27 protein-coding genes and 1 pseudogene are annotated in these 22,271 nt (G+C 59.0%); 14 read left to right on the top strand and 14 right to left on the bottom strand.

Features of this window, described 5'->3' with window-relative positions; all coding sequences use genetic code 11:
* Positions 1-20: 20 nt before the first annotated feature.
* Positions 21-194 (top strand): preprotein translocase subunit Sec61beta, encoded by a 174-nt coding sequence (locus ACP5EL_RS00710; RefSeq protein WP_428400540.1) that lies wholly within the window; start codon positions 21-23, stop codon positions 192-194.
* A gap of 66 nt (positions 195-260) precedes the next feature.
* On the opposite strand, the gene ACP5EL_RS00705 is transcribed toward ACP5EL_RS00710, so the two are convergent.
* On the bottom strand, positions 261-1,142 hold the full coding sequence (locus tag ACP5EL_RS00705) for an Mrp/NBP35 family ATP-binding protein (RefSeq protein ID WP_428400508.1): 882 nt from the start codon (positions 1,140-1,142) through the stop codon (positions 261-263).
* A 119-nt stretch (positions 1,143-1,261) separates the two neighbouring features.
* The gene (locus tag ACP5EL_RS00700; RefSeq protein ID WP_428400507.1) at positions 1,262-2,158 is read right to left on the bottom strand and encodes a radical SAM protein; all 897 of its coding nucleotides are present in this window, start codon (positions 2,156-2,158) and stop codon (positions 1,262-1,264) included.
* A gap of 369 nt (positions 2,159-2,527) precedes the next feature.
* Between ACP5EL_RS00700 and comE the strand changes: the two genes are divergently transcribed.
* Complete coding sequence (gene comE / locus ACP5EL_RS00695) at positions 2,528-3,091, top strand: sulfopyruvate decarboxylase subunit beta (protein ID WP_428400506.1); 564 nt, start codon at positions 2,528-2,530, stop codon at positions 3,089-3,091.
* Here the strand turns inward: comE and ACP5EL_RS00690 are convergent.
* Positions 3,054-4,325: a methanogenesis marker 16 metalloprotein gene (locus ACP5EL_RS00690; protein WP_428400505.1), complete on the bottom strand. Its 1,272-nt coding sequence runs from the start codon at positions 4,323-4,325 to the stop codon at positions 3,054-3,056. The genes comE and ACP5EL_RS00690 overlap by 38 nt on opposite strands.
* A gap of 10 nt (positions 4,326-4,335) precedes the next feature.
* Positions 4,336-5,031 (bottom strand): class I SAM-dependent methyltransferase, encoded by a 696-nt coding sequence (locus tag ACP5EL_RS00685; protein WP_428400503.1) that lies wholly within the window; start codon positions 5,029-5,031, stop codon positions 4,336-4,338.
* 72 nt (positions 5,032-5,103) lie between these two features.
* On the opposite strand from ACP5EL_RS00685, the gene ACP5EL_RS00680 reads away from it, so the two are divergent.
* Together ACP5EL_RS00680 and ACP5EL_RS00675 are read left to right on the top strand one after the other, a co-directional pair.
* A complete protein-coding gene (locus ACP5EL_RS00680; protein ID WP_428400502.1) occupies positions 5,104-6,087 on the top strand; it encodes a hypothetical protein in 984 nt (327 codons plus the stop codon).
* A 147-nt stretch (positions 6,088-6,234) separates the two neighbouring features.
* Entirely contained in the window at positions 6,235-7,413 is a 1,179-nt protein-coding gene (locus ACP5EL_RS00675) for a DUF7507 domain-containing protein (protein ID WP_428400501.1), read from the top strand.
* 191 nt (positions 7,414-7,604) lie between these two features.
* Here ACP5EL_RS00675 and ACP5EL_RS00670 read toward each other — a convergent pair whose 3' ends face one another.
* The gene (locus ACP5EL_RS00670; RefSeq protein WP_428400500.1) at positions 7,605-7,943 is read right to left on the bottom strand and encodes a cupin domain-containing protein; all 339 of its coding nucleotides are present in this window, start codon (positions 7,941-7,943) and stop codon (positions 7,605-7,607) included.
* A gap of 134 nt (positions 7,944-8,077) precedes the next feature.
* On the opposite strand from ACP5EL_RS00670, the gene ACP5EL_RS00665 reads away from it, so the two are divergent.
* The 10 genes from ACP5EL_RS00665 (at position 8,078) to ACP5EL_RS00620 (ending at position 15,662) form a co-directional block, all read left to right on the top strand.
* A complete protein-coding gene (locus tag ACP5EL_RS00665) occupies positions 8,078-8,860 on the top strand; it encodes an ATP-binding protein (protein WP_428400539.1) in 783 nt (260 codons plus the stop codon).
* Positions 8,861-8,962: 102 nt separating this feature from the next.
* On the top strand, positions 8,963-9,721 hold the full coding sequence (locus ACP5EL_RS00660; protein WP_428400499.1) for an ABC transporter ATP-binding protein: 759 nt from the start codon (positions 8,963-8,965) through the stop codon (positions 9,719-9,721).
* Between the two features lie 142 nt (positions 9,722-9,863).
* Positions 9,864-10,895, top strand: coding sequence for an NAD(P)-dependent glycerol-1-phosphate dehydrogenase (locus ACP5EL_RS00655; RefSeq protein WP_428400538.1), 1,032 nt, complete (start codon positions 9,864-9,866; stop codon positions 10,893-10,895).
* A 22-nt stretch (positions 10,896-10,917) separates the two neighbouring features.
* On the top strand, positions 10,918-11,367 hold the full coding sequence (locus ACP5EL_RS00650) for a UPF0179 family protein (protein WP_428400498.1): 450 nt from the start codon (positions 10,918-10,920) through the stop codon (positions 11,365-11,367).
* A gap of 54 nt (positions 11,368-11,421) precedes the next feature.
* Positions 11,422-12,411 carry a 7,8-didemethyl-8-hydroxy-5-deazariboflavin synthase subunit CofG gene (gene cofG, locus ACP5EL_RS00645; RefSeq protein WP_428400497.1) on the top strand — a complete coding sequence of 330 codons (990 nt, stop codon included), beginning with the start codon at positions 11,422-11,424 and terminating at the stop codon, positions 12,409-12,411.
* 54 nt (positions 12,412-12,465) lie between these two features.
* On the top strand, positions 12,466-12,651 hold the full coding sequence (locus tag ACP5EL_RS00640; protein ID WP_428400496.1) for a hypothetical protein: 186 nt from the start codon (positions 12,466-12,468) through the stop codon (positions 12,649-12,651).
* A gap of 82 nt (positions 12,652-12,733) precedes the next feature.
* A complete protein-coding gene (locus ACP5EL_RS00635; RefSeq protein WP_428400495.1) occupies positions 12,734-13,096 on the top strand; it encodes a cell division protein SepF in 363 nt (120 codons plus the stop codon).
* Entirely contained in the window at positions 13,093-13,671 is a 579-nt protein-coding gene (locus ACP5EL_RS00630) for a ZPR1 zinc finger domain-containing protein (RefSeq protein WP_428400494.1), read from the top strand. The genes ACP5EL_RS00635 and ACP5EL_RS00630 overlap by 4 nt, the downstream gene beginning before the upstream one ends.
* Before the next feature lie 48 nt (positions 13,672-13,719).
* Complete coding sequence (gene cofD, locus ACP5EL_RS00625; protein WP_428400537.1) at positions 13,720-14,697, top strand: 2-phospho-L-lactate transferase; 978 nt, start codon at positions 13,720-13,722, stop codon at positions 14,695-14,697.
* A gap of 17 nt (positions 14,698-14,714) precedes the next feature.
* Positions 14,715-15,662: a methanogenesis marker 12 protein gene (locus tag ACP5EL_RS00620; protein ID WP_428400493.1), complete on the top strand. Its 948-nt coding sequence runs from the start codon at positions 14,715-14,717 to the stop codon at positions 15,660-15,662.
* A gap of 8 nt (positions 15,663-15,670) precedes the next feature.
* On the opposite strand, the gene ACP5EL_RS00615 is transcribed toward ACP5EL_RS00620, so the two are convergent.
* The 9 genes and pseudogenes from ACP5EL_RS00615 to ACP5EL_RS00575 all read right to left on the bottom strand — a co-directional run bounded on the left by ACP5EL_RS00615 (position 15,671) and on the right by ACP5EL_RS00575 (position 22,229).
* Positions 15,671-15,859, bottom strand: a complete 189-nt coding sequence (locus tag ACP5EL_RS00615) for a hypothetical protein (RefSeq protein ID WP_428400492.1) — start codon at positions 15,857-15,859, stop codon at positions 15,671-15,673.
* 44 nt (positions 15,860-15,903) lie between these two features.
* Positions 15,904-16,068, bottom strand: a complete 165-nt coding sequence (locus ACP5EL_RS00610) for a hypothetical protein (protein WP_428400491.1) — start codon at positions 16,066-16,068, stop codon at positions 15,904-15,906.
* A gap of 205 nt (positions 16,069-16,273) precedes the next feature.
* Positions 16,274-16,411 (bottom strand): type II toxin-antitoxin system HicA family toxin, encoded by a 138-nt coding sequence (locus tag ACP5EL_RS00605; RefSeq protein ID WP_428400490.1) that lies wholly within the window; start codon positions 16,409-16,411, stop codon positions 16,274-16,276.
* A gap of 74 nt (positions 16,412-16,485) precedes the next feature.
* Positions 16,486-16,701 (bottom strand): type II toxin-antitoxin system HicB family antitoxin, encoded by a 216-nt coding sequence (locus tag ACP5EL_RS00600; protein ID WP_428400489.1) that lies wholly within the window; start codon positions 16,699-16,701, stop codon positions 16,486-16,488.
* Positions 16,702-16,739: 38 nt separating this feature from the next.
* Positions 16,740-16,988 (bottom strand): nucleotidyltransferase family protein, encoded by a 249-nt coding sequence (locus ACP5EL_RS00595; protein WP_428400487.1) that lies wholly within the window; start codon positions 16,986-16,988, stop codon positions 16,740-16,742.
* 6 nt (positions 16,989-16,994) lie between these two features.
* Positions 16,995-17,219: pseudogene (locus tag ACP5EL_RS00590) on the bottom strand (hypothetical protein); the annotation flags it as partial.
* Positions 17,220-17,336: 117 nt separating this feature from the next.
* On the bottom strand, positions 17,337-18,068 hold the full coding sequence (locus ACP5EL_RS00585) for a M48 family metallopeptidase (RefSeq protein ID WP_428400486.1): 732 nt from the start codon (positions 18,066-18,068) through the stop codon (positions 17,337-17,339).
* Positions 18,065-21,016 (bottom strand): type I restriction endonuclease subunit R, encoded by a 2,952-nt coding sequence (locus ACP5EL_RS00580; RefSeq protein WP_428400485.1) that lies wholly within the window; start codon positions 21,014-21,016, stop codon positions 18,065-18,067. Before ACP5EL_RS00580 ends, ACP5EL_RS00585 begins: the two co-directional genes overlap by 4 nt.
* Positions 21,009-22,229 (bottom strand): restriction endonuclease subunit S, encoded by a 1,221-nt coding sequence (locus ACP5EL_RS00575; protein WP_428400484.1) that lies wholly within the window; start codon positions 22,227-22,229, stop codon positions 21,009-21,011. The genes ACP5EL_RS00580 and ACP5EL_RS00575 overlap by 8 nt, the downstream gene beginning before the upstream one ends.
* Between the last annotated feature and the right edge of the window lie 42 nt (positions 22,230-22,271).

Here is a 22,271-nt window from a genome sequence, read left to right as displayed (position 1 = left end):
CCTGAGAATAGGTGAGGCTCATGGCGAAGAAGAAGTCTGAAGGCAGCGGACTGATGTCCTCTGCCGGCCTCATGAGGTACTTCGAGGCGGACGAGACGGCGATTAAGCTGGATCCCAAGACGGTGATCGCTTTCAGCTCGGCGGTGGGGGCTGGGGTTCTGGCGATGAACTTCTATTTCGGCCTTTGGCCCTGAAAAGGGAGGGAGGCTGGCCTCGCCTCTGTCCCACCCTTTTCTCTTTTCCCGCTCTCGCCGTTCTCCTCAACCTGAATTTGACCTCTGCGCCTTCTCCAGCTCCTGGAGGAGGTTGTCCACCACCTTCTCGAAGCTCTCCTTGGCCGCAGTCTCCTCCTCCACGAAGGCGATCCCGCTGTCGCCCAGGGGTGCGACCTCTGGGTCCAGGGGCACAGCCCCCAGGAAGGGAACGCCGAGCTCCTCTGCCGCCCTCTTCCCCCCGCCGGTCTTGAATATCTCCAGGACCTCGCCGCAGTGAGGGCAACGAAGCCCGCTCATATTCTCGACGATCCCCAAAAGCGGCACCTTCATCGACTTCACCATGTTCACCGCCTTACGGGAGTCGAGGAGGGCCACCTCCTGGGGCGTGGTGACGATGACCGCCCCGGAGAGGTCAGGGAGGAGCTGGACGACGCTGAGTGGCTCGTCGCTCGTCCCCGGAGGAAGGTCGATTATCAGGAAGTCCAGATCGCCCCAGTTGACGTCGGACATGAACTGCTTTATCGCCGCCATCTTCATGGGCCCCCTCCAGACGACGGCGGAGTCGGTGCCCGAGAGGGCGAAGGCCATGGAGATCAGCTTCAGCCCCTTGGAGTCTACGGGGTCGATCCCCTGGGGACCGCCCGCAAGCCTCGACCTCTCGACGCCCAAGAGCTTTGCAATACTTGGGCCCGTGATGTCGGCGTCCAGGACCCCCACCGTATAGCCTCTGGACTGGAGGGCTCGGGCCAGGTTGACGGAGACGGTGCTCTTGCCGACGCCGCCCTTCCCGCTGGCGACCATTATCTTGAATTTTATTCTCGCCATCCTCCGAGAGACCACAGCGAGCTGCTCGGCCATCTCCTTTCTCGGGTCTGTGCAGGTACCTTTCGTCGCACAGGATTCGCACTTGCCATCGCATTCTTCCATATGAACACCATCATGAAATTCTGAGAAATTGTGATCTGCCTATCGCAATCTGATCTTCTTATCCGATCTGCCCATATTGGCGTGGATCGGTCTGGTCTATCACCGCTTCGACTGTGATATCATCCTTCCTGGGCCTGGAAGTAGAGGAGGCCTCCGTATCTGAGCCTGGATATCCTCTCCTCGCCCTCCAGGACCTCCAGGTACTTCAATATCTCGTTTCGATGAAGGCCCGAGAGCTCCTCCAGCTCCTCCAGGGTGCAGGGCCTCCGCGAGAGGAGGTCGATGATCAAGACCTCGGTCCTCTTCGATAGGTCCCTCTCCCACTCGGCGATCACCTCAGCGCCGGAGAAGATCTCGAGCATCTCCTCCATCTCCGCCTGAGATAGTGGCTGGACCGGCTCGGCCGGGGGTCTGACCACGGTGTTGAGCTGGACCCGGTCGGGATCGATCCTCTCGGCAGCCTCGGCGATGAGGGTTGCCTCGGAGTCGTTTATGTCTTTGACCAGCATCACCTCCAGCCAGATCTCGCCCTCGAACTCCTCCCGGAGGCGGACCAGCCCCTCGATGATCTCCTCGATCAAAAGGTCGGGGTGGGGCCGGTTCACCCTCTCGAAGGTGGTCTGGGTGGCGGCGTCCAGGGAGGGGACGATCAGGTCTGCATCCATCACCTCCTGTCGGACGTCCTGGCGGAAGAAGAGGGTGCCGTTCGTCAGGACGGCGACGGGCCGGTCGATCGCCTCCCTCGCGCCCCGGATGATCTCGTCGAGGCCCTGGTGAAGGAGGGGCTCGCCGGAGCCGGCCAGGGTTAGATAGTCGAACTCGTCCTCCGAGCGGGACCTGATCTCCGCCAGAACACCTTCGGGGGGAACGCGCCTCTCCCGGTCGAGGGTGAGGCAGGTGGTCCTGCCCAGCTGACAGTAGGTGCAGTCCAGGGTGCAGGTCTTGAATGGGAGGAGGTCGACACCCAGGGAGAGGCCGAGCCTGCGGGAGGGTACGGGTCCGAAGAGAAACTTCATATTCAGCTTCCTGAGGGATCGATCCTCGATTCAAAGGTTGAAGTCAAGATGTACTAATAGGTTGCGTCAAAGGTTGTTTATAGGCAGCTGGTGGAAAGGAGGACGGGAGGATCTGTTCTTGGTGTTTTAGAGGGGTGAGGGATTGGATCTGGGCAGAGGCTCAAAGCTTCAGCCCGTATTCCTAACGGCTTTATATCCGAAGCGCGGATATTTCTCTCGATGATTAGATTGGCCGCCCACGTCTCCGGCAGGGTCGAGATGATGGCGGGTTATAGGGCGAAGGTGGCCGCTATGGCCGGGATTTCGGTCACTCTGGCTTCGTCCAAAACGTTTCCATAGACAGAATAAAGATCTGAGGAGCATTCGACCTTGAAGCGGATCGAAGCGATATCCATCATCGCTCGGGAGGCCGAAGCCCAGGACGCCCTCCTGGTGGGAAACATCGGCTTTCCCTCCCGAGAATTGTGCGCCGTCGGCGACCGCCCCGAAAACTTTTACATGCTGGGGTCGATGGGCCTCGCCTCCTCCATCGGGCTGGGCCTCGCCCTGGCCCGACCGGACAAAAGGGTGATCGCCATCGACGGCGACGGAGCGGTCCTGATGAACCTGGGGAGTCTCGCCACCATCGCCGACCGGGCCCCAGAAAACTACCTTCTCGTGATCCTCGACAACGGATGCTACGGCTCCACGGGATCTCAGCCCACCTGCACCTCTCGGAGGGCGGACCTGGCCCGGATGGCGGAGGGGGCCGGTGTATCAGAGGTCGATCTCGCCGCCACGCCCGCTGAGGTTCGAGTTGGCCTTGCGGGAAGGGGCGTTCTGGTGGTGAAGGTGGAAAGCGGAAACGCGGAGGTTCCGGTGATCGATCTCTCCCCCGAAGAGATCATGGAGAGGTTCATGGCGAGATCCGCTCCGCCATCTCCGTCATCTTGAAGCTACCCTCCAGAATCCTACTCTTCAGCTCTTCTGCGAGCCTCTCCGCCCTGAGCCGGTCGGACTGCCGCACCACGATGGGAACCTCGCGGCCGCCGAAGCGAAGAGAGCCCAGGTGGGCCCTGAAGACATCACCGATGCAGGAGGTGGTGCACAGGCCGCAGTTGAAGCACCTCTTCGGATCGAGGGTCGGCCTCCAGTCCCGAAAGCCTATCGCCCCCGTGGGGCAGATCGCCTCGGGGATGCACTGGGTGCACCTCTTGCAGGTCTCGGGGCTGAAGCCGACCTCGAGGTCCACATCCTCCCAGACGTCGCCGTAGGTGGTCCTTCCCACCTCCTTCCTTTCGACCACATCCATCACCGGGAGGGGTATCGACCGGTCGGGGACGGCTACGCTCTCCAGGACCCTCTCGCTCAGAACGGGGATGGGGACCGCCCAGGAGGTGACGCACTCGGGGCCAGAGGAGGTATTGAAGCCCCCCATGTACTCGGGGTCCATCCCGTGCATATCCGCAAATCCCGATAGGTTCGGCTTTTCTGGAGAGCTTCGGGTGCCCCTCCCCAGAACAAACCCCTCGGCCCCGTTTATGAGAACCCTGGTCCCGACCCCGATCGTCTCCAGGAAGGGGTCGTTTTGGACCGGGTTTAAGTGGCCGCAGCCGGAGACCGAGGCCCCGTTCCAGCAGGGCTCGAAGAGGGCGGCGTGGAAGATGGTGGCGACCCTCTCCTCCCCCGGGTTCACGAAGGCGGAGTAGTTCTTGAAAGAGTGGCGGGTTCCAAAGAGCCTCGCCGAGGGCATCTCTGAAAGGGTCAGGTCGACCTCGAAAGCCTTTCCAGAGTCGGTCTCGACCTCCACCTGAACGTCCTTTCCCTCGACCAGGTCCCGGAAGAGGTGGCCTCCGCCGTACTTCGAATCGTCTCTGCTGTGAGCGGTTCCGAAGACGATCAGGTCGAGGATGCCAAGGCGCTCGTTGGGGCAGGGCCCGACCTCGGCAGGAACGCCGTTCAGCCGGGCCCTCCTTGCCCGGAGGAAGGTGGCCGGCGGTGCCGCGGGGAAGGAGAGGACGGCGTAGGTCCCGCTCATCACCGCTCTCGTGGCAGAGGTCACCACGTCCACGTCTTCGAGGGTCAGCTTCTCGCCTTCGTCCAGGATCTCCCGCACCTCCTGGGCGGTGAGGACGATCGCATCGCTCCGGTCCGCCTTCGCTCTTATCTCGGAGAGGGAACGCGCCATGATGCCTCCTTTAACCTTCGACCTTAATGAACTGCGCCCCCACCTCCGAGCGGAGGTGATCTCTGCCCCTGATCCGGATGATTCGCCGATCGGTCCTGATCGAGACCGGCCTGAGCGCGTCGAACAGCTCCAGGACCTCGCCCTCGGTGAAGTAGTGGGTCGATACTCCTCCGCCCCGCCGGAAGGTCCGGGCCTCCACCTCCAGGCCCTTGTCTGCCCTCATGTCCTCGACTCCGAACTCGAGGAAGAAGAGGCGACCTCCCGACTTCAGCACCCGGGCCGCCTCCTCCGCCGCTTGCAGGCGGCCCTCTTCGCGGAGGTGGCCGATGACGTGGAAGGCGAAGACGGCATCGAATGCAGAGTCTCGGAAGGGGAGCAGGACCGCGTCCGCCGCCAGGAGGTCGGATTCTGAGGGCGCATCTTGCAGAGAGACGGCAACCTCCCCCCCGAGCCTCACCGCCAGGGGCGATATATCCAGGGCCGCAACCCTCCAGGGCCGCCTAAGCATCGCAGCCAGGGTCTTGCCGTTTCCGCACCCCAGCTCCAGGACCCTCGAGCCCGACGGAAGGTCGGGAAGCTGTGGCGGCGCGCCCCGCCAGACCCTCCCCTTCTCCCGGTACTCCCGGTTCCAGGCGATGAGATCCTCCTTCCGATACCTCTCCTCGACCCCTCGCCGGGGGGAGGGAGTAGTTGGGGCCTTCGGCATGAGATCAGGATGGATATTCCCCACCAAAATATTTACCATCCGCCAGAGCATCTCGGCTCACAGGTGTTAATCATGAGACCAAAGAGTGGGGCAATAACGTTATTTGCCATATTCATTTGCCTGGGCTTCGCTCAGGCCGCCGAAGGACCCGACGATGACGATATCGAAGAGATCTGGGGCGAGGACTACCTGAACCGCGGCCTGGGGAGCTTTTATGGCGGTTCAGGCACCTCCACCACCTACAGCTTCACGACCAGCTCGGGCGTAACCTACTCTCAGTACCTGCAGTACTACTTAACAGAAGAGGAGGTCCCCCCGCTCGACGAGGGTCCGGTCGGCTTCACGATAACTGGAAACGAACCCAACGTCCTCAGCTTCGGCTGGCAGACCGTCCCCTACTCGGAGTACATCTCCTCAGGGATGTACGCCGGGTCCAACGCCCTCTGGATCGAGGGCGAGACGGCCTGGACCAGGTATGCGGCCTGTCCCGCAAGAACGTGGCTTCAGCTAGTCGCGGCCACACCCGCCGGGGGGACGGCCAAGCTCTACGAGATATCGCCCGCGGGAAGCGCCCAAGTCACCGAGTGCGGCCTTGGAGCCTACAACAGGCTGAGCTTCTACGCCGCAGAGCAGGGGAGGTACGCGCTCTTCTTCGTGGCAAACAACCTGCCCAGCAACGTCGTCATCATCGACGTGGGCCCAGAATGGACTCCGGACGCGATCGCGGGGATTGAGGTCCCCCCGCCAGAGCCCTTCTCTCAGACCCCCAAGCCCACCCCCACGCCGACCTCAGGAGACGTCAGCGTAACCCTGGAGTCCCAGAACATGAGGGGCTATGACGTCTACGTCGACGAGAACTACGTCGGGACCGAGGGTCAAGGAGGCGACTCCCTCGACGGGATGTACAAGCTCAAAGTCGTCGGCGACCAGTGGCACACCATCAAGGTCTGGGACGGCGAGTGGTTCTACGGAAAGCCCAAGTTCTACGAGCGGCGCGGAACCTACGTCCTGAGGTTCGAGCCCGCCACCACCGTCTACCTCTACGGCGGGATGTAGCGGGCATATCGCAGGATCGATCTCGCCTTTTCGATCGATCGCCCACCATTTTTTTCTCGGTCTCTTTTGACGGGATAGAAGCGACTTTCCGACCGGCAGATCCTGCCACCGCCACCATCTTAAGGGATCGAGGAAGGAGAATGAATCATGAAGGGAAGGGGTCTGATCTTCGTTTTATTGGGAGTAGGCCTGTTATTGGCATCCGGTCCGGCCGGCGGATGGGTTAGCGGAACCGGGGCCGTCGATATCAGTCGATCGGTCGTGAACAGGATGGACGACTTCGAGTACTATAACTCCATGGCCGGAAACGGCAGCTTCGATATGGGCGGCGCAAAAGGATTATCGAAGCTCGGGGATGGCGAACCGGCCAGGACCAGCAGGCTCTCCTACTCAGGAGATGTGCCCCTGGTGGGGCTGAAGCGGGTCGAGAGTAGGTCTCTATTGAGCGGGACCAGGACCTCCATCGAGGAGGCCTTCAGCGCCACCGAGATCGAGAAGGAGGAGACCACCCACGTCGGCTCAGGAGACGCCCAGCTCGTCGGAAGCGATACCAAGCTGAGCTTCAACGGCACCTATACGACGAGCTCCACCATGCACCAGCCCTTCTCCACCGACGTCAGCTCTCATCAGAGGTTCACCGGAAAATTCGAGATCGATAAGATGATCAGCTTCGGCGGGCTCACCGACCGCAGGCCCGCCATCACCCTCGCCGTCAGCCCAACGGTGAGCTCCGCCGAGGTCGGTGCCCTGGTGACCCGGAACTACGAGGTCGCCAACACCGGGAACCTTCCGATCCAGGGGCTCACCCTCGTCGATTCGAGGGTCGGACCCGTGGCCCTGAGCAAGAGCGACCTCAACCCCGGAGAGGTGGCCTCGGCCGCCGCCAGCTTCGCCGTCCTGGTGGAGGACCTCCCCGGCCCTCTCAACGACTCGGTCCAGGTAACGGGCGTCGATTACCGGGGCAACCTCGCCGCCGCCGAATCCATCGTCACCGTCGAGCTGATCGGCCCCCTTGGCCTCAACCTGACCGTCGTCCCCCTCCAGCAGTGCGCCAGGGAGGGGGAGGTCGTCACTTACATTTATAAAATCGAGAACGTCGGCGATCTTCCCATCTTCGGGCTCAATCTGACCGACTCGCTCGACGGCGGGCCGATCGCCATCAACTTGACCCTCCCCCCCAGAGGGTGGCTGAACATCACCGCCAACGGCACGATCACCGAGGAGGACCTCTCCGCTCCTCTGAAGAAGAGCGTCACAGTATCGGGGACCAACTCCCTCGGCGAGCTGGTGGAGAGCAGTGCAGAGATCGTCCTCCCGCCATGCTGAGGGATACACCTCCGTCGTTTCGGGCGGGAGTCGCCACCTCCAAAGTTTGAGCTCAGAGGCTCGGGCGATGGGCCCGGCAGGTAAGAGAGATCGAGCTCTGCGGGATCGGCCTTTGGAACTTAAGCTGTGAGAATCTGATATGCCCCAACGAACTCCTCGACGACCTCCTCCAAAACCAGAGGGCACCTGTCTCAGAGAATCCTGGTGGGCTCGGCGGGCCTCGGCGTCTTGACGACGAGGACCCGTAGTCGACCGTCGCTCTCGTTCGCCCAGCGGTGGGGAATTTTGGCGGGACTCTCCACCAGGGCGTCGGCTCCGACCTCCCTCCTCTCATCTCCGATCTCCACCAACCCCCGTCCCTCCAGGACGTAGAAGACGACGTCGACGGGGGTGACGTGCTTTTTCAGGGATTCACCAGGTTCCAAAGTGATGTGAATCACCTGGGCCCATTCATTATCGCTCATCTTCCTCGCATCGACCCCGTGAGGGTTTGGCGTCCTCTCGGCCTTATCCACCTCGACGATCTTCATCTTTTCAGCCTCCACGAAAGCTATCGAAATCTTCTTCGAAGCATTCTTCGAAGCATATTTGAATCGTCGACGTATATACTTGTGGAGATGAATCTGGTGAGCCGAATACTGACGTCGGTTGGGGGTGGTTGAAGGTGGTCATAAGGAAGATCATAAAGATCGACGAATTCCTATGCGACGGGTGCGGAAACTGCGTCCTCGCCTGTCCCGAGAACGCCATCGAGATCAGAGACGGAAAGGCGAAGGTCGTCCGGGAGAGCTTCTGCGACGGCCTTGGCGCCTGCATCGGCAACTGTCCGACGGGCGCCCTCTCAGTCGAGGAGCGGGAGGCGGAGGAGTTCGATGAGCTGGCCGTCAAGGAGGCCGTCGAATCGTTGAAAGAATCTCACCAGGCCGGGGACGAGGTGCAAAGCGGCGGTTGCCCTGTGGCGCTGAGGGGGACGGGCGCAGGAAGGCTCGGCTCCTCGAAGCTCGCCGGAAGGCGCGCTCGGGTTTCGGGCCCGTCGGCCGGGATCGAGGTCGAGGATGAAAAAACATCAGGCACGGACCAACCGGAGCTCTCCAACTGGCCGATCCAGATGAGGCTCGCTCACGTCGACGCCCCCTACTTCGACGGCGCTCGCCTCCTGATCGCCGCCGACTGCACCGCCTTCGCGTCCCCAGCGGTCCACAGAGACTTCATCCGGGGGAGGACGACCCTCATCGGCTGCCCCAAGCTCGACGAGAGGGAGAGCTTCGTCGAGCGGCTGGCCGCGATCCTCGCCGCCCACGAGATCGAGGATATAACCGTCCTGGAGATGGAGGTTCCCTGCTGCTCGAATCTGGAGGCGTTCGTCCGGCAGGCGCTGAAGATGGCGGGAAAGGAGGTGCCGTTGAGGAGCTTCATTCTGGGTATCGAGGGCGAAGTGGAGGGGTGAGGTCGGCGCTTCGGCGCCTGGAGGGTGTAGATGGGCAGATAAGAGGGGTTTTATCGTAACGACAGAAAAGCCTATAACTTTTCCATCCAACTTTCCCACCCTATGACCGCTCTGCTGGAGATAAAGGGCCTCTCGAAGAGCTTCTCGGTGAAGGGAAAGCGAGTTGAGGCCCTCCACGACGTCAAACTCTCGGTGGGAGACAAGGAGTTCATGTGCCTCCTGGGCCCATCGGGCTGCGGCAAGACGACCCTTCTGCGGATCATGGCCGGCCTGGAGAGGCCCACCAGCGGAGCGGTCCTCCTCGACGGCGAGCCGATCGAGGGTCCGGGGCCCCAGAGGGGGATGGTATTTCAGGAGTACTCCCTCTTCCCCTGGAGGACGATCCTGGACAACGTCGCCTTCGGCCTGGAGCTTCGCGGCGTCTCCAGGGAGGAGCGGTTCGAGAAGGCCAGAAGGTACCTGAAGACGGTGGGCCTGGAGGGCTTTGAGACCAGCTACCCTCACGAGCTCTCGGGCGGGATGAAGCAGAGGGTCGCGATCGTGAGGGCCCTGGTGAACAACCCCCGGGCGCTCTTCATGGACGAGCCCTTCGGCGCCCTCGACGCCCAGACCCGAAACGTCATGCAGGCGGAGCTCTTGCGGATCTGGCAGGAGCAGCAGAAGACCGTAGTCTTCGTCACCCACAGCGTCGACGAGGCGATCTACCTCGCCGACCGGGTGGTGATCATGTCCGCCCGCCCCGGCCAGATCAATGAGATCATAGAGATCGAGGTTCCAAGGCCCCGGGTCAGGACGAGCGCCGAGGTGAATCGGTACCGTGAGAGGGTCCTCTCCGTCCTGAAAAGCCTGCGGAAGGACTGATCGAAATTCTTCTTATATTTTGTCGAGCCTCCCCCTCTGGCTCCGACCGGGCCCGGGGCGGAGGGGTCTCGAGGGAGCGTTTATATTCGTAGAGGTACGAAATTTGTCCTAGCTGGTGAGACCGTTGAGCAGATCCAAATGGATGGAGCTTCCACGACTGGTGGTGGTCGGCAGCGGCGTGGCATTGGAGGCGGCCGACGTCTGCAGAGACCTCAAACTGAAAGGCAGCTCCCTAATCGTGACGGGCCCCAAGACCTCGGAGATGGTAGGGGAAGAGATCTCTCAGCGGATGGAAGATCGCGGCTTTGAAACGAGCCTCATGATCACAAAATTTTCAAAACTTGAAGAGGTGGAGAGGGCAGAACGGCTCGCGGCGGAGATCGATGCGGGCTTTCTCATAGGCGTCGGCGGCGGAAGGTCGATAGACGTCGCCAAGCTTGCCTCAGTCAGGGCGGGGGTCCACTTCGTCTCCATCCCCACCGCCGCTTCCCACGACGGGATATGCTCTGCCCAGGCCTCCCTCACCATCGACGGTGAGACCACCTCCGTATCGGCCCAGGCCCCTCTGGGGATCATAGCCGACACCGCAATAATCTCAACGGCCCCCGAGAGGCTTCTCGCAGCTGGGTGCGGCGACATAATCTCGAACTACACCGCCATAAGGGACTGGAAGCTCGCCCATAGGCTCCGGGGCGAGGAATACAGCGAGTACGCCTCGGCCCTATCGGAGATGACGGCGAGGATGATCGTCGAGACCGCCCCGGATCTCAAGCCCGGCCTCGAAGAGTCGGCGAGAGTCGTCGTCAAGGCCCTCATATCCAGCGGCGTTGCCATGAGCATCGCGGGCTCCTCGCGACCCGCCAGCGGCTCAGAGCACAAGTTCGCTCACGCCATAAACAAGATCGATCCTGGAAGAGCCCTACATGGGGAGCTCTGCGGCCTGGGAACCATCGTCATGATGTACCTCCACGGCGGCGACTGGAAGATGATTAGAACCGCCCTGAAAGAGGTGGGGGCGCCCACCTCTGCCGCTGAAATCGGCCTCGACGATCAGGCGGTGATCGAGGCCCTCACCATAGCCCACACGATCCGCCCGGAGCGGTACACCATCCTTGGATCGGGCCTCACCAGAGAGGCGGCGACAGCGGCCGCCAAAAAAACAAAAATAATATAATTATCTACCTGAGGCGAATACCATGTCCGAAGCAGCTACACAGATCACCCTGATAGGAACCAAGCTCGCGACAATAGGGATGGAGTTCATATTCAACTCGCCATCGCCTGAATGCGAGACCTGCAAGCTCAGAAACACTTGCACCAATCTCGAGTCTGGGAGGAGGTACAGGATCCTGGGGATTCGTGGGGAGCTGATCCACGAATGCCCCATCCACGAGGCTGGAGTCCGGGCGGTGGAGGTGACAGAAAGCCCCATCATCGCGGCCATCGACGCCAGGAAGGCCTTCGCAGGGTCCAAGGCCGTTCTCGAGCCGCCCAAATGTGACGAGTACGACTGCACCATGTACGAGCTCTGCCACCCCGTCGGCCTGAAGTCGGGAGACCGTTGCACCATCGTGGAGTTGGTGGGCGAAGCCCCCGAGGAGTGCGAGCTCGGAAACAAGCTGAAGTTGGTGGAGCTGAGGCGCTGAAGCGCCTTTTGCACTAAACTTTTGAATTATTTTTTGTATTGTCGTGTCTCAGTTATGAGAAAGTTTTTGACCTACTCCCGGAACGTCTTCATCCCCGTCACCAACGTCTGCAGGAATCGGTGCCTATACTGCGGATATCGGCTGGATGAGGGCAAGATCATCGGCCTCAAAGAGGCGACCGAGCTTCTGGACCGGGCGGCGTCGGCGGGCTGCACCGAGGCCCTCTTCTCCCTCGGCGAGGCCCCCGGAGAGGTTCCCGGCTTCGGCGACCTCCTCAAAAAGATCGGAAAAGATGACCTCCTAGACCATCTCATCGAGCTCTCTGAGCTGGCCCTGGATAGGGACCTCCTCCCCCACACCAACGCGGGCCTCCTCTCAAAGGAGGAGATGAGAAGGCTTGCGCCCTACAACGCCAGCATGGGCCTGATGCTCGAGACGACGGCCGAGGTGGAAGCTCACCGATCCTCCCCCGGAAAGAAGCCCGAGTTGAGGCTTTTGGCGATAGCGGCCGCAGGAGAGCTGAAGATACCCTTCACCACGGGGATTCTGGTGGGGATCGGCGAGACCAGGTCGGATCGGATAGAATCGCTCCAGGATTTGAAGGAGATCCACGAGGTTCACGGCCACATCCAGGAGGTGATCGTCCAGCCCTTCGACCCCAAGCCGGGGACGGCCATGTCTCATATCGCCCCGCCCGATCCCGAGATCCTGGCGGAGACGGTGAGGATGGCGAGATCGATCCTACCGCCTTCGGTCGCGGTCCAAGTTCCCCCGAACCTGGCAGACCCCCTCCCCCTGGTTAGAGCCGGAGCCGACGACCTGGGCGGGATCAGCCCGGTGACGGTGGACTGGATCAACCCCGAGAGAAGGTGGCCCACCCCCCAAGAGATGGAGTCCCGGCTTTCGGGCTTTGAGCTGAGAGAGAGGCTCCCGGTCTACCCCCGGTACATAGACCTCGGATGGTACGGGAAGAAGACCCGATCGCTGGTTGAAAGGTTGGCTGGACCCGACGGCCTGGCGAGAGAGGAGAAGGATCGAGATTGAGGCGAAGGTCAGAATCGCAAATAATATCTCAGATCAGCGCAGAGCTGGTGCGGTATGAGCAAGAAGTCTATGGAGATAGGCATAAGCTGCGGACTCGTCTTTCTGATGATCGCGCTCATGATCCTGGTGCAGACGGCGGCACCCGAGCCCCTCCGTCCGGCGGGCTTCGTCGTTGCGGTTCTGGCCTTCATGCTGCTGATGGGCGGGGCGGGGTTTGGGCTTTTGAAGATGGAGCCTTGAAAATCGGATACGTCAATATAGAGAGATCCGGATAGATAGATTAAGATCGAGGAGCAGCATACCTCTTTGCAGAGGGCGAGATATGGGCATCTTGGACAAGTTGATGGGCAGGTCTGGCGATGAGGATTACGTGAACATAGACCTGGGGCAGTTCGAGGAGGTCTCCGCAGGGGGGGCCTCGGAGATTCTGGTGAAGATGGCAGAGCTGAACGACCTGGACGTTCTGCCCGAGATAAAGATGGAGATAAAGAGGGGAAACCTGGTCCTGGTGGACATCTCCCCCCTGAGACGGGAGAAGGCCCTCCTGGACGAGGCGATCGGCGAGCTGAAGGCGGCCGTGGAGGATCTGAGCGGCGACATCGCAGGGCTCGGCGACAACCTGGTGATCGTAGTGCCCAAGATGATGAGGATAGACCGGGAGAACGTTCTGGGGGCCGAGGATTGAAGACGAAAACGACCTCCAGCTGCCCCGTCTGCACCGCCGAGATCACCTTCGACTGGGAGACGAAGGATATCCCCCACTTCGGCGAGGCGATGATCATCGCCGGCGTCTGCGAGCGTTGCGGCTTCAAGATCTCGGACACGATCCTCCTCAGCCAGGGCGAGCCGGTCAGGTACACCATCACCATTGAGGAGCTCGAGGACCTGAACGCGAGGGTGATCAGGTCCACCAGCGGGACGATCAGGCTTCCGGAGCTGGGGATAGATGTCGAGCCGGGACCATCCTCCGAGGCCTACATATCCAACGTCGAGGGCGTCCTTTCGAAGGTGAAGGGGATCGTCGCCTTCGCCACCCGATCTGCCCGGGACGCCGGGGTCGAGGAGAACGTCCGGAGGGGCGAGGCAATCCTGGGGCGGATCGAGAGGGCGATGGAGGGCGAGGGGCCCCTCACCATAATCCTGGAAGACCCCCTGGGAAACAGCGCCATCGTCTCCGGGAAGGCGGTCTCAACAAAGCTCACCGCCGAAGAGTGCGAGGATCTCAAGACCGGGATGATCATCCTCGACTCCGCCGCCTGATCCGGCGAGCGGGATCGGGAGCGTCAGCGGCGCAGGGAGGCGGATAGACTGATAGTCCTCAGCGGCGGAACCGGAACGCCCAAGCTCCTCTTGGGGCTGAAGAAGGTCCTCCCCTGGTCGGAGCTGACTGTGGTCGCCAACACCGCCGACGACCTCTGGGTCTCGGGAAACCTGGTCTCCCCGGACCTGGACACCGTACTCTACACCCTGGCGGGGATGATCGACCGGTCTAAGTGGTGGGGGATCGAAGACGACTCTTTTGAGACCCACGACTTTCTCAGCCGCCTCGGCTTCCGAGAACTCCTGGCCATAGGCGACATCGACCGGGCGGTCCACATATTCCGATCCGAGCTCCTCCGGGAGGGGCTGACGTTGAGCATGGCGACCGAAAGGCTCTGCAAGGTCCTGAAAATTGAGGAAAAAGTCCTTCCCATGACCGACGATCCCGTATCTACCATGGTCTCGACCCCGGAGGGGGAGATGCACCTTCAGGAGTTTTGGGTCGGCCGGGGCGGCCGACCGGAGGTCAAAGCCGTCCGCTTCCGGGGGATGGAGGACGCCCACCCGGCTCTCGAATTTCTCGCCGCCCTGGAAAAGGCGAAGGAAGACGGCGAGCCGGTCCTGATCGGGCCAAGCAACCCCGTCTCCAGCATCGGGCCGATCCTGGCCTTGAGGGGGATTCGGAATCTCCTGAATGAGGGGAAAAGAAAAAGGTCGGGGGAGGGAAAAGGGGAGAAGGGGAAGAAGAAAATCCGGGTCGTCGCCATAAGTCCCCTGGTGGGCGGAAAGCCTCTCAGCGGCCCCGCCGCCAAATTCATGCGGGCCTGGGGATATCCGGTCAGCGACCAGGGGGTCGCAGACCTCCTGGGCTGCGTCGACCTTTTGGTGGTGAGCCCCGAGAGCGACTACCAGGGCCACTCGGTCAGGCTGGACACCGTGATGAGGGACGAGGAGGACAGCCTGAGGCTGGCGGAGGAGATCGTGAAGATCCTGGATGAAGAGACGGAGACGGAAGCGGAAACGTAGGCGGGGGCGGGTCTGAGGTGTTTCTGGGCGTGGATCACGGGACGAGGGCGATAAGGTTTGCAGACTCCGAAGGAAAGTGCCGCGTCATCCCCAGGGAGGAGGCGGGAGGGCTCGACCCATCGGAGATCATCGATCGGATCAGGGAGGCCTTCGATCTCTCCGCCGGCGGGGAGGTCGATCTCATCGCCCTCTGCTACTCCATGGGCGACGGCCTGACCGAGATCGTCAGAATCGAGGACGCCGAGAACCGGGGCGTCATAAGCCAGGAGGGGGCCGGGCTTCACGTCGGAGGCGGGACGAAGGTCTTCGATGCAGTAAGAGAATCGGGATGGCCCGCCATCCTCCTGCCCGGAATTCACGACCGCTCCGATATCGACCCGAGGATGAAGGTCTTCTCCCACGGCACAAGCCCCGAGAAGGTGGGCCTCGCCTACAAGGTCTTCAAGGATGGCGAAAAGGACTTCATAATCTCGGACGCCAGCTCCAACGTGGTCACCATCGGCGTCGCCGATGGGCGCATAGCCGGGGCCATCGACGCCCCCATCTTCGCCCCCGGCCTTCTCCACGGTCCCCTGGACGTCGCCGCGATCCGAAATGTCGATGCCGGAAAGATGACCGCCAACGAGGCCTTCACCCGGGGCGGGATCCTCCGAAAGCGCGGTCTCACCATCAAGGGCTGTACAGAAGAAGAGAAGGAGGCGGCCTTCGAGGCTCTCGCCCTCTATGCCGCCATGGAGCTCGCCGCCATGGCCGTCCTCCTCCGGGACCATGGTGCGGCCAAACCGGCGCTGTACCTGGCGGGAGACCCCGCCTCCCGGATCGCGGGCAGGGTCTCGCAGCTTCTTGGGGGCGAGGTTCTGCCGCTTGCAAGCTGCGATGCGGCCCTGGGCTGCGCTCTGATCGCGGAGGACGTGTACGGCGGGGCGAGGGAAGTGCTGGGGCTGAGGGTGGATGGGAGAGTATGAATAGCGCTCTAGATATTTGTTTTTTGACGGAAGCCAGAGGGCTGGGGCTCCTGATAAGAAGATCGGGGCGTAGTCGGCGTCCCCCGGTTGATGGCCCCTCTGCTTCGGGACCCGACGAACCAGGAGTTGTGCCTGAAGTTCTCCTGAAACTTCTCCTCGGTGCAGGGCGCGATCCCCAGGGTCCATAGGTGGATCATCTCGGCGCCGAAAAGGGAGTTGTGCTTCTTTTCGACGCAGCGCTTCAGGGCTCCCTCCAGGTACTGAGGCTCGACGGTCCGGTCCCCACGAAGATCCGGTCGCCGGGGTGGATCTTCTCGAAGATGGCGTTCTCCGGCCAGAAGTTCTTCTTCCTCCTCTTCTTCATCGCCTTCAAATCTGAGCAATTATCGTCCGGATAGAGCGCCAACGCCCGCGGCCTCCTGTGATCTGAATGAAGGCCTCGGCCGAAATCGGATGCACAAGGCTTTCTGCCCGAAATAATATTACTGGCGAAGGTTATATTTATTGATGTTGGTATAAAAACATCTTAATTAATCACGAAGAACAAGTCTGAGGAATAAAAGCGGGACCTTAAGCTTAAGGTGAAGAACTCGAACCATAGGAGTTCGATTTTAAATTTCATCTAAAATCTTTACAAACTCGTCCTTTCCGATCTTGATATCGTGGGCAATCTGCCTAAGTATGCCTCTGCCCAGCTCTTCTCCCCCGTGGATAGGTACCACGGTGACCCTGCCGTCTGGGTGCTTCATCACCAGATGGCTGCCCTTTTTGTCTTGCGATTTCAAAGCCCAGTTTGCTCAGGGCCTTGACGACCTTATCCGCCTCAACCGGTCTCAGCTTCGACAACCTGTACCCCCACAAATTCCCCAGCCACGATATCTTTCTCCACTTCGAGGTACAGCTCTATCGCCTCTTTCGCCCGCTCGATGAGCTCATCCAGGCTCTTCGCCTGGGTATGGCATCCGGGGAGGAAGGGGACAGTGGCGACGTAGTATCCGTCCTCGTCCCGTTCGACGAGGACGTTGAACTTGGCCTTCATCTCTCGACTATTTTGCGTTGAGATCTTAAATACCTTGGTCATGCGATGAAAGGCAAGTTTTGCAGAACGGCCTCGGTCCTCTCAGAATGGTCCTCGATTAGCCCTAATATTGGGACCTGCTCGGCCAGGATTCGATCTCTCAGCCGAGGATGAAGCGACCTGTAGGTGAGAACGTCCACCCGCCTGTTCGTGGCGTCTTCCAGCTCGTTTTTGAGGTGGGCGAGATCGAGGAGGCTCCTTCTTCCCTCGAACTCGATCAGGATGTCGATGTCGCTCTCCTCGTTCATCAGGCCGTGGTCGTCGGGCGGCGAGGTCTGGACGAGGGCGACGTCGATGGGGATCGCCCCTTTTCGGAAGAGGGCTGGGACCTCCGAGAGGAAGATCGGGGTGTAGTCGGCGTCGCCCCGGTTGATGGCGCCCCTGCTCCGCGACCCGACGAAGAAGGAGTTGAGCCCCCCAAAAGTCTGATCAAAAGGCCCGGCAAAAACCGATAGTCTGCAGCCTTTTGGCTGGAATATTTATTGGCGGAGGTGATATTTATCGGTTTAGGTATAAAAATATATCAATTAATAATGAAGGACGAGTTCGCCTTTGCCATTATTACCTTCGAGACGTTCAGATGGGAAAGTTCGCCGTTAGAGCGAGTACTTCCAACCGTCGTTCTTGAGACTCTCTTTTCTGACTTCGTAATCTGGCATAATGAGGCGAAGTAGCTGCCAGAAATCTGACGAATGATTCTTGTATTTCAGGTGGCAGAGCTCGTGGGCGACTACGTACTCGACCTGGCTCATTGGAGCCATAACCGTTCGCATGTTTATGTGGAGCAGATCGTCTTTTGGGCAGCTCCCCCACCGTTTTTCCTGGTATTTCACCTTGAACTGAGGAGGATCGATACGCAGCCGTCTTGCGTAGGCTTCTATTACCTCGCCGATCTTCTTCTCGGCGTGATCGAGGTACCACTGCCAAAGCGCCTTTTTAACGACATCGTTTTTTGCGTCTTCTGGTGTCTTTTCTGGGAGGCAGACCTCGAAGTATCTGCCTTTGAGCTTTGCCACCGGCTCGTCTCCGTCCAATCGAATCTTCAGCCGGTACTGCCGCCCGAGATAGAGAAAAGTCTCACCGCTTACGTACTCTTTGGAGGTTTCAAGCTGGCCAATATGGTCGAACCATTCGAGCTTTTCCACCACCCATTGAGCCTTCTTTCTCACGAGGTCTTGGATATCTTCTTGGTTGAGGGTGGGCGGAGCTGCGACCTCGACCCGTTTGTCTGGGTAAACAGCGATGGCGGCGTTTTTTCGCCGGTCGCTGCGGGTGATCTCGTAGCTTATCGTTGTCGTCCCGAACCTGATGCAGTCGGAGGCGTTCATCCGGCAAACCTCCGGGCGGCGAGGTCCATGATCCGGACGGTCGTATCCTGAATCTCTTCAGGGGGATAGCCGACCTCTCGGAGGATGCGTTTGATCTTTCGCCTCATATCCCGCTTTGTGTCTTCCTTCTGCTGCCAGTCCACGACGGCGCGCTCTTTGAGGGCTGAATGAATCTTCTGCGCCGCGGGTTTAAGATGGTCGGCTTCGGCGTCAGATTTTGCGAGTATCAGCTCGTAGAAGGGAGCAACTTCCGGATCCACTCCCAGCCGTTCTGCGTGCTTCTCCGGAGATCTAGCCTCTTCGAGGATCTCCTGGAGGGCTCGCAATCTTTCCGCCTCATCGATTCTTCTCTGTCTGTAGTCTTCGATGATCCGTTCGAGCCGCTCGCGGAGAGATTCGTAGAAAACCGGGTTTTCGTCCAGCTTGATGTTGATCTCGTGTTTTATGGCGTGCTCGATCTCGCTGGCCTTGGCCTCTGGCGAGATCAGCTTGCTCACCTCTTCGTCGAACTCCTCTGAATGGATTGATATCTGCTCCAGAATCTGGTTTATCCCTTCGACCTTGAGGTAGTCCTCGATCAGCTTTCTTACCTTATCACTGCAGTCATCGGGGAGGGGCGCGCCATCCCTATATCGATTCCTGACCCGAGCCCGGATGTAGCCGAGCCATTTGAGATCCCGGACGTACTTCAAAGCCCGAGGATCGGGGAGGAGCATGTCCATGTAACGGGCGAAGAGCTTGAAACGCTGGTCGAGGGCGACCCTTCTGTCTTCAGGTTCAAGGTACTGGACGCAGGCCTCGTTGTAAGATTCCCTGTCTTTTTGGGGCGGTACCTCTCGGAAGAAGTTAATGGCGGCGCTGTGGGCTGCCTGGAGCCTCGGGAGGACCTCTTTTCGGTAGTCAGTATGGACCAAGTTCTCGATGCCGTCTTCGCTGTACATCCGGAGAGTTTTCTGAAGCTCGTCGGCGACGCCCCAGTAGTCGACGACAAGGCCGTATTCTTTTTTGGAGCTTTTGCGGTTGACCCGGCCCATGGCCTGGAGGAGGTTGTGTTCCTTGAGAGGCTTATGAAGGTACATCACCTGCTCGACCGGCGCGTCAAATCCCGCCAGGAGCATATCGCAGACTATCAGAATCTTGGGATCTTTTTCTTTTTTAAACCGCTCTTTGAGATCCTCTTCTTCGGTTTTGGACCGGCGGAAGGGCTGGTACAAGTTTCCGTCGTCGTGCCCGACGCTGATCAAAACTTCGCTCGAGGGGGCGTTGAGTTCGTCGAGGATCTCCTTATATCGGATGGCGGCAAGGCGACTTGTAGCGACGATCTGGGCCTTGAAGCCGTCGGGGAGAATGTGTTTCTCGTAGTGGTCGATGATGTTGAGGGCGATCTCCTTGATCAGGGGTCGGGACTCGGCGATGGTGTCCAGGGTCGCGTACTTCTTATTTATCAGCTCAAGCACTTCATCGGTCTCGTCCGGGAAGATACGTCTCAAGAGCTGATCGATGGATTTTCCGGTGATCTGAAGTTCTGGCATCCGCCCTTCATAGAAGATTGGTACGGTGATCCCCTCTTTAACGGACTGGTTGTGATCGTATCGGTCGATGTATGGGCCGAAGGTATTGAAGGTGTCCCGATCCTTTTTGAAGATGGGGGTTCCGGTGAAGGCCAAAAAGCAGGCGTTGGGAAGGGCTTTTCGCATATTACCGGCCAGGGTTCGATACTGGCTTCGGTGGGCCTCGTCGACGAGGACGAAGATCTTCTCGTCTTCGCTCAAGGTCGGATAAACGTCTGCAGCATCCTGGAACTTCTGGAGCGTAGTCATGACGGTCTTTCCGGCATTCTCGGTCAAGTGTTCCTGGAGCTTCTTTGCGGACTCCGCCTTGATGGGGGTTGAAAAGCCGCAACGTTTGAAGGTTCCGTGGATCTGGGAGTCGAGGTCGGTCCGATCGGTGACCACGAGGATGGTGGGATTTTCGAGGAGGCGGCGGAGTTTTACCGCCGTCCAGAGCATGGAGAGGCTTTTGCCGCTGCCCATCCAGTGCCAGACGACACCGCCCTCCCTCTCCTCGGCCGTCACCTTCTCGATGATCTTGTTGACGGTTCGGAACTGGAGGTACTTGGCCAGCTTCTTGACCACCTTTCCTCCTTCTCGCTCGTAGACGATGAAGTTCTGGATGAGGTCGAGGAGGTTCTCCTTCGAGCAGACGCCGAAGAGGAAGAGGTCCTGAGGCGTCGCCGTTCTGCCGAGCCTCTCCTCCACCTCGGCGACGGTGAGGGGGTAGGGGTCCCTCCACTCCGACCAGTGGCGGCGTGGGGTGTAGTTGGTGGCGTACTGCATCCGATCTCTGTGGGTTGAGGCGACGATCTGGACGGTGTTGAAGAGCTGGGGGATTCCGAGGTTCTTGTACTCGTCTTTCATCTCCTGGTATCTGAAGATCTGATCAATCCCATCTCCCATAGGATTTTGAAGGTCGGGGCTCTTGCACTCGATGACGACGATGGGAAGGCCGTTTATGAAGAGGACGATATCGGGTATCCTCTCCCTGTAATGCTTGACCTGGAACTGCCGGACGACGGAGAACGAGTTGTTTTCGGGGTGCTGGTAGTCGATGAAAAAGACGTCCTGGCTCTTTTGGCCCATCCCGTCGTTCATGTCCTGCAAGACGACGGTGGAGAGCTCCAGCATCGTCTGGATCTTCTCGTTCGCCTCCAGGACCGATGTCGCCTGGAGTTGGACGACCGATTGGACGACCCTCTGGGCGTTCTCCTCGGTAATCCAGGGGTTGATCCTCTTCACCGCTTCGAGGAAAAGCGAGACGAGTATAGGCTGCCGGAGCGAGTCCTTCATCAGTTTCGCATCAGCCGCCGCAATCTCGGTCCAGCCGAGGTGCTCGGTCAGAACCGACACCGCAGGGTCTTCGACCTCGATCAGCTCCTTCTGGTCACTCATGGCCGTTCACCTCCACCCTCACCCTGCCTGTAAGCAGGTCCTGCATCAGCCCCCGCTTTACCGTCTCCAGCCGGGCGCGGTGATCTCTCTCGGCTTCGAGTTTCTTGTCCACGGTCGAGAGGATAGCTGCAATGGCTTGTTGTTCATCATGAGAAGGGTAAGGGATGTCTAACTGCATAAAGCTGTTTTTTGCTATATTGTATCGAGTTACACCTTGAGCAAGAGGATATAGTGCTTTTCTTCCATAGGGGCTTCTGAACCAGTAAGTCAGGAACAAAGGGCTTGCTGCAACTTCATCCGAAAGTCTGAAGCCAAAACAGAAGCTGTTAAGATAAAGATCGTGCACATCTTCTAATAAGACAGAGCACATACCTACCTCTTCAGGAGTCTCAGATGAACCATTAAATAAGAGATCGCCTTTTCTTACTCGATTTTGTGATTCATCAGACCCAATATTAACGAAGTCAAACATCGTTGTATCGATTACGGGCCCTTTCAGCACATTTAGAAATGGAATATATGGATATTGACCATCTAAAAAATCGCTCTTTTTCTTGCCTGTTAGGCCACTATAAGTAATACCTATATCTAACATTTTTTTGCTAGACCACTCCTCAAAAAAACCTGGCAGACGTTTCTTTCCGGTGAACAGTTCCTGCATCATCTCCTGTTTCAATTGCTCTGCCTGGGCGATGATGGTGTCGGTCTCCTGGATTGCAGCATCCACTGAGGAGAGAATGGTGGCGATCCTGCGCTGTTCGGGGAGGGGCGGAAGAGGTATTTGGGTTTTCAGTAATTGTGAATTTCGAATGTATGGTTGATCAGACCCAACAAGAGATTTTAAAATACTATCTTTAAAATAAGCGCCGTTAAACAGTAAAAAAATAAATTTTTTATCAGCTTTATCATTTTTAGAAATAAACTTACCAACTCTTTGATACAGAAGCGCCGGGGTATCAGATTCTTTTAACAATCCAATTTTTAGTCGTCCGTTTGTAATTGGTCTATTTAACGCAATTACCATGTCTCCTTCGTTCAAAACCAGATCCTTAAATAGGGTCAAATAGGTATTTGGTAAAAATGTAATATTTTCCCAAATTATTTTTCCATAGCTTATATTATCAATTTTTAAACATTTTATACCATCATCCCTAAAGTCAGAATATGGGTAATACTGACCTGAAAGCAAGTTGAAATAATCTCCATTGGTCATCGGTTAAGCCCACCACTCCTCAGTAAAGCGCTTTCTATTTAC

Origin of the sequence: Methanocrinis sp. (assembly GCF_049974945.1) — an archaeon.
In the GTDB taxonomy this organism is placed as follows: Archaea; Halobacteriota; Methanosarcinia; order Methanotrichales; family Methanotrichaceae; genus Methanocrinis.
This window is presented reverse-complemented; position numbering and strand designations above follow the sequence as displayed.

Coding starts and splice junctions, on each gene's coding strand:
- ACP5EL_RS00710 (WP_428400540.1), top strand. CDS start 21: ATGGCGAAGAAGAAGTCTGAAGGCAGCGGACTGATGTCCTCTGCCGGC.
- ACP5EL_RS00705 (WP_428400508.1), bottom strand. CDS start 1,142: ATGGAAGAATGCGATGGCAAGTGCGAATCCTGTGCGACGAAAGGTACC.
- ACP5EL_RS00700 (WP_428400507.1), bottom strand. CDS start 2,158: ATGAAGTTTCTCTTCGGACCCGTACCCTCCCGCAGGCTCGGCCTCTCC.
- ACP5EL_RS00690 (WP_428400505.1), bottom strand. CDS start 4,325: ATGGCGCGTTCCCTCTCCGAGATAAGAGCGAAGGCGGACCGGAGCGAT.
- ACP5EL_RS00685 (WP_428400503.1), bottom strand. CDS start 5,031: ATGCCGAAGGCCCCAACTACTCCCTCCCCCCGGCGAGGGGTCGAGGAG.
- ACP5EL_RS00680 (WP_428400502.1), top strand. CDS start 5,104: ATGAGACCAAAGAGTGGGGCAATAACGTTATTTGCCATATTCATTTGC.
- ACP5EL_RS00675 (WP_428400501.1), top strand. CDS start 6,235: ATGAAGGGAAGGGGTCTGATCTTCGTTTTATTGGGAGTAGGCCTGTTA.
- ACP5EL_RS00670 (WP_428400500.1), bottom strand. CDS start 7,943: ATGAAGATCGTCGAGGTGGATAAGGCCGAGAGGACGCCAAACCCTCAC.
- ACP5EL_RS00660 (WP_428400499.1), top strand. CDS start 8,963: ATGACCGCTCTGCTGGAGATAAAGGGCCTCTCGAAGAGCTTCTCGGTG.
- ACP5EL_RS00655 (WP_428400538.1), top strand. CDS start 9,864: ATGGAGCTTCCACGACTGGTGGTGGTCGGCAGCGGCGTGGCATTGGAG.
- ACP5EL_RS00650 (WP_428400498.1), top strand. CDS start 10,918: ATGTCCGAAGCAGCTACACAGATCACCCTGATAGGAACCAAGCTCGCG.
- cofG (WP_428400497.1), top strand. CDS start 11,422: ATGAGAAAGTTTTTGACCTACTCCCGGAACGTCTTCATCCCCGTCACC.
- ACP5EL_RS00640 (WP_428400496.1), top strand. CDS start 12,466: ATGAGCAAGAAGTCTATGGAGATAGGCATAAGCTGCGGACTCGTCTTT.
- ACP5EL_RS00635 (WP_428400495.1), top strand. CDS start 12,734: ATGGGCATCTTGGACAAGTTGATGGGCAGGTCTGGCGATGAGGATTAC.
- ACP5EL_RS00615 (WP_428400492.1), bottom strand. CDS start 15,859: ATGATCCACCTATGGACCCTGGGGATCGCGCCCTGCACCGAGGAGAAG.
- ACP5EL_RS00605 (WP_428400490.1), bottom strand. CDS start 16,411: ATGAAGCACCCAGACGGCAGGGTCACCGTGGTACCTATCCACGGGGGA.
- ACP5EL_RS00600 (WP_428400489.1), bottom strand. CDS start 16,701: ATGAAGGCCAAGTTCAACGTCCTCGTCGAACGGGACGAGGACGGATAC.
- ACP5EL_RS00595 (WP_428400487.1), bottom strand. CDS start 16,988: ATGAACGAGGAGAGCGACATCGACATCCTGATCGAGTTCGAGGGAAGA.
- ACP5EL_RS00585 (WP_428400486.1), bottom strand. CDS start 18,068: ATGAACGCCTCCGACTGCATCAGGTTCGGGACGACAACGATAAGCTAC.
- ACP5EL_RS00580 (WP_428400485.1), bottom strand. CDS start 21,016: ATGAGTGACCAGAAGGAGCTGATCGAGGTCGAAGACCCTGCGGTGTCG.
- ACP5EL_RS00575 (WP_428400484.1), bottom strand. CDS start 22,229: ATGACCAATGGAGATTATTTCAACTTGCTTTCAGGTCAGTATTACCCA.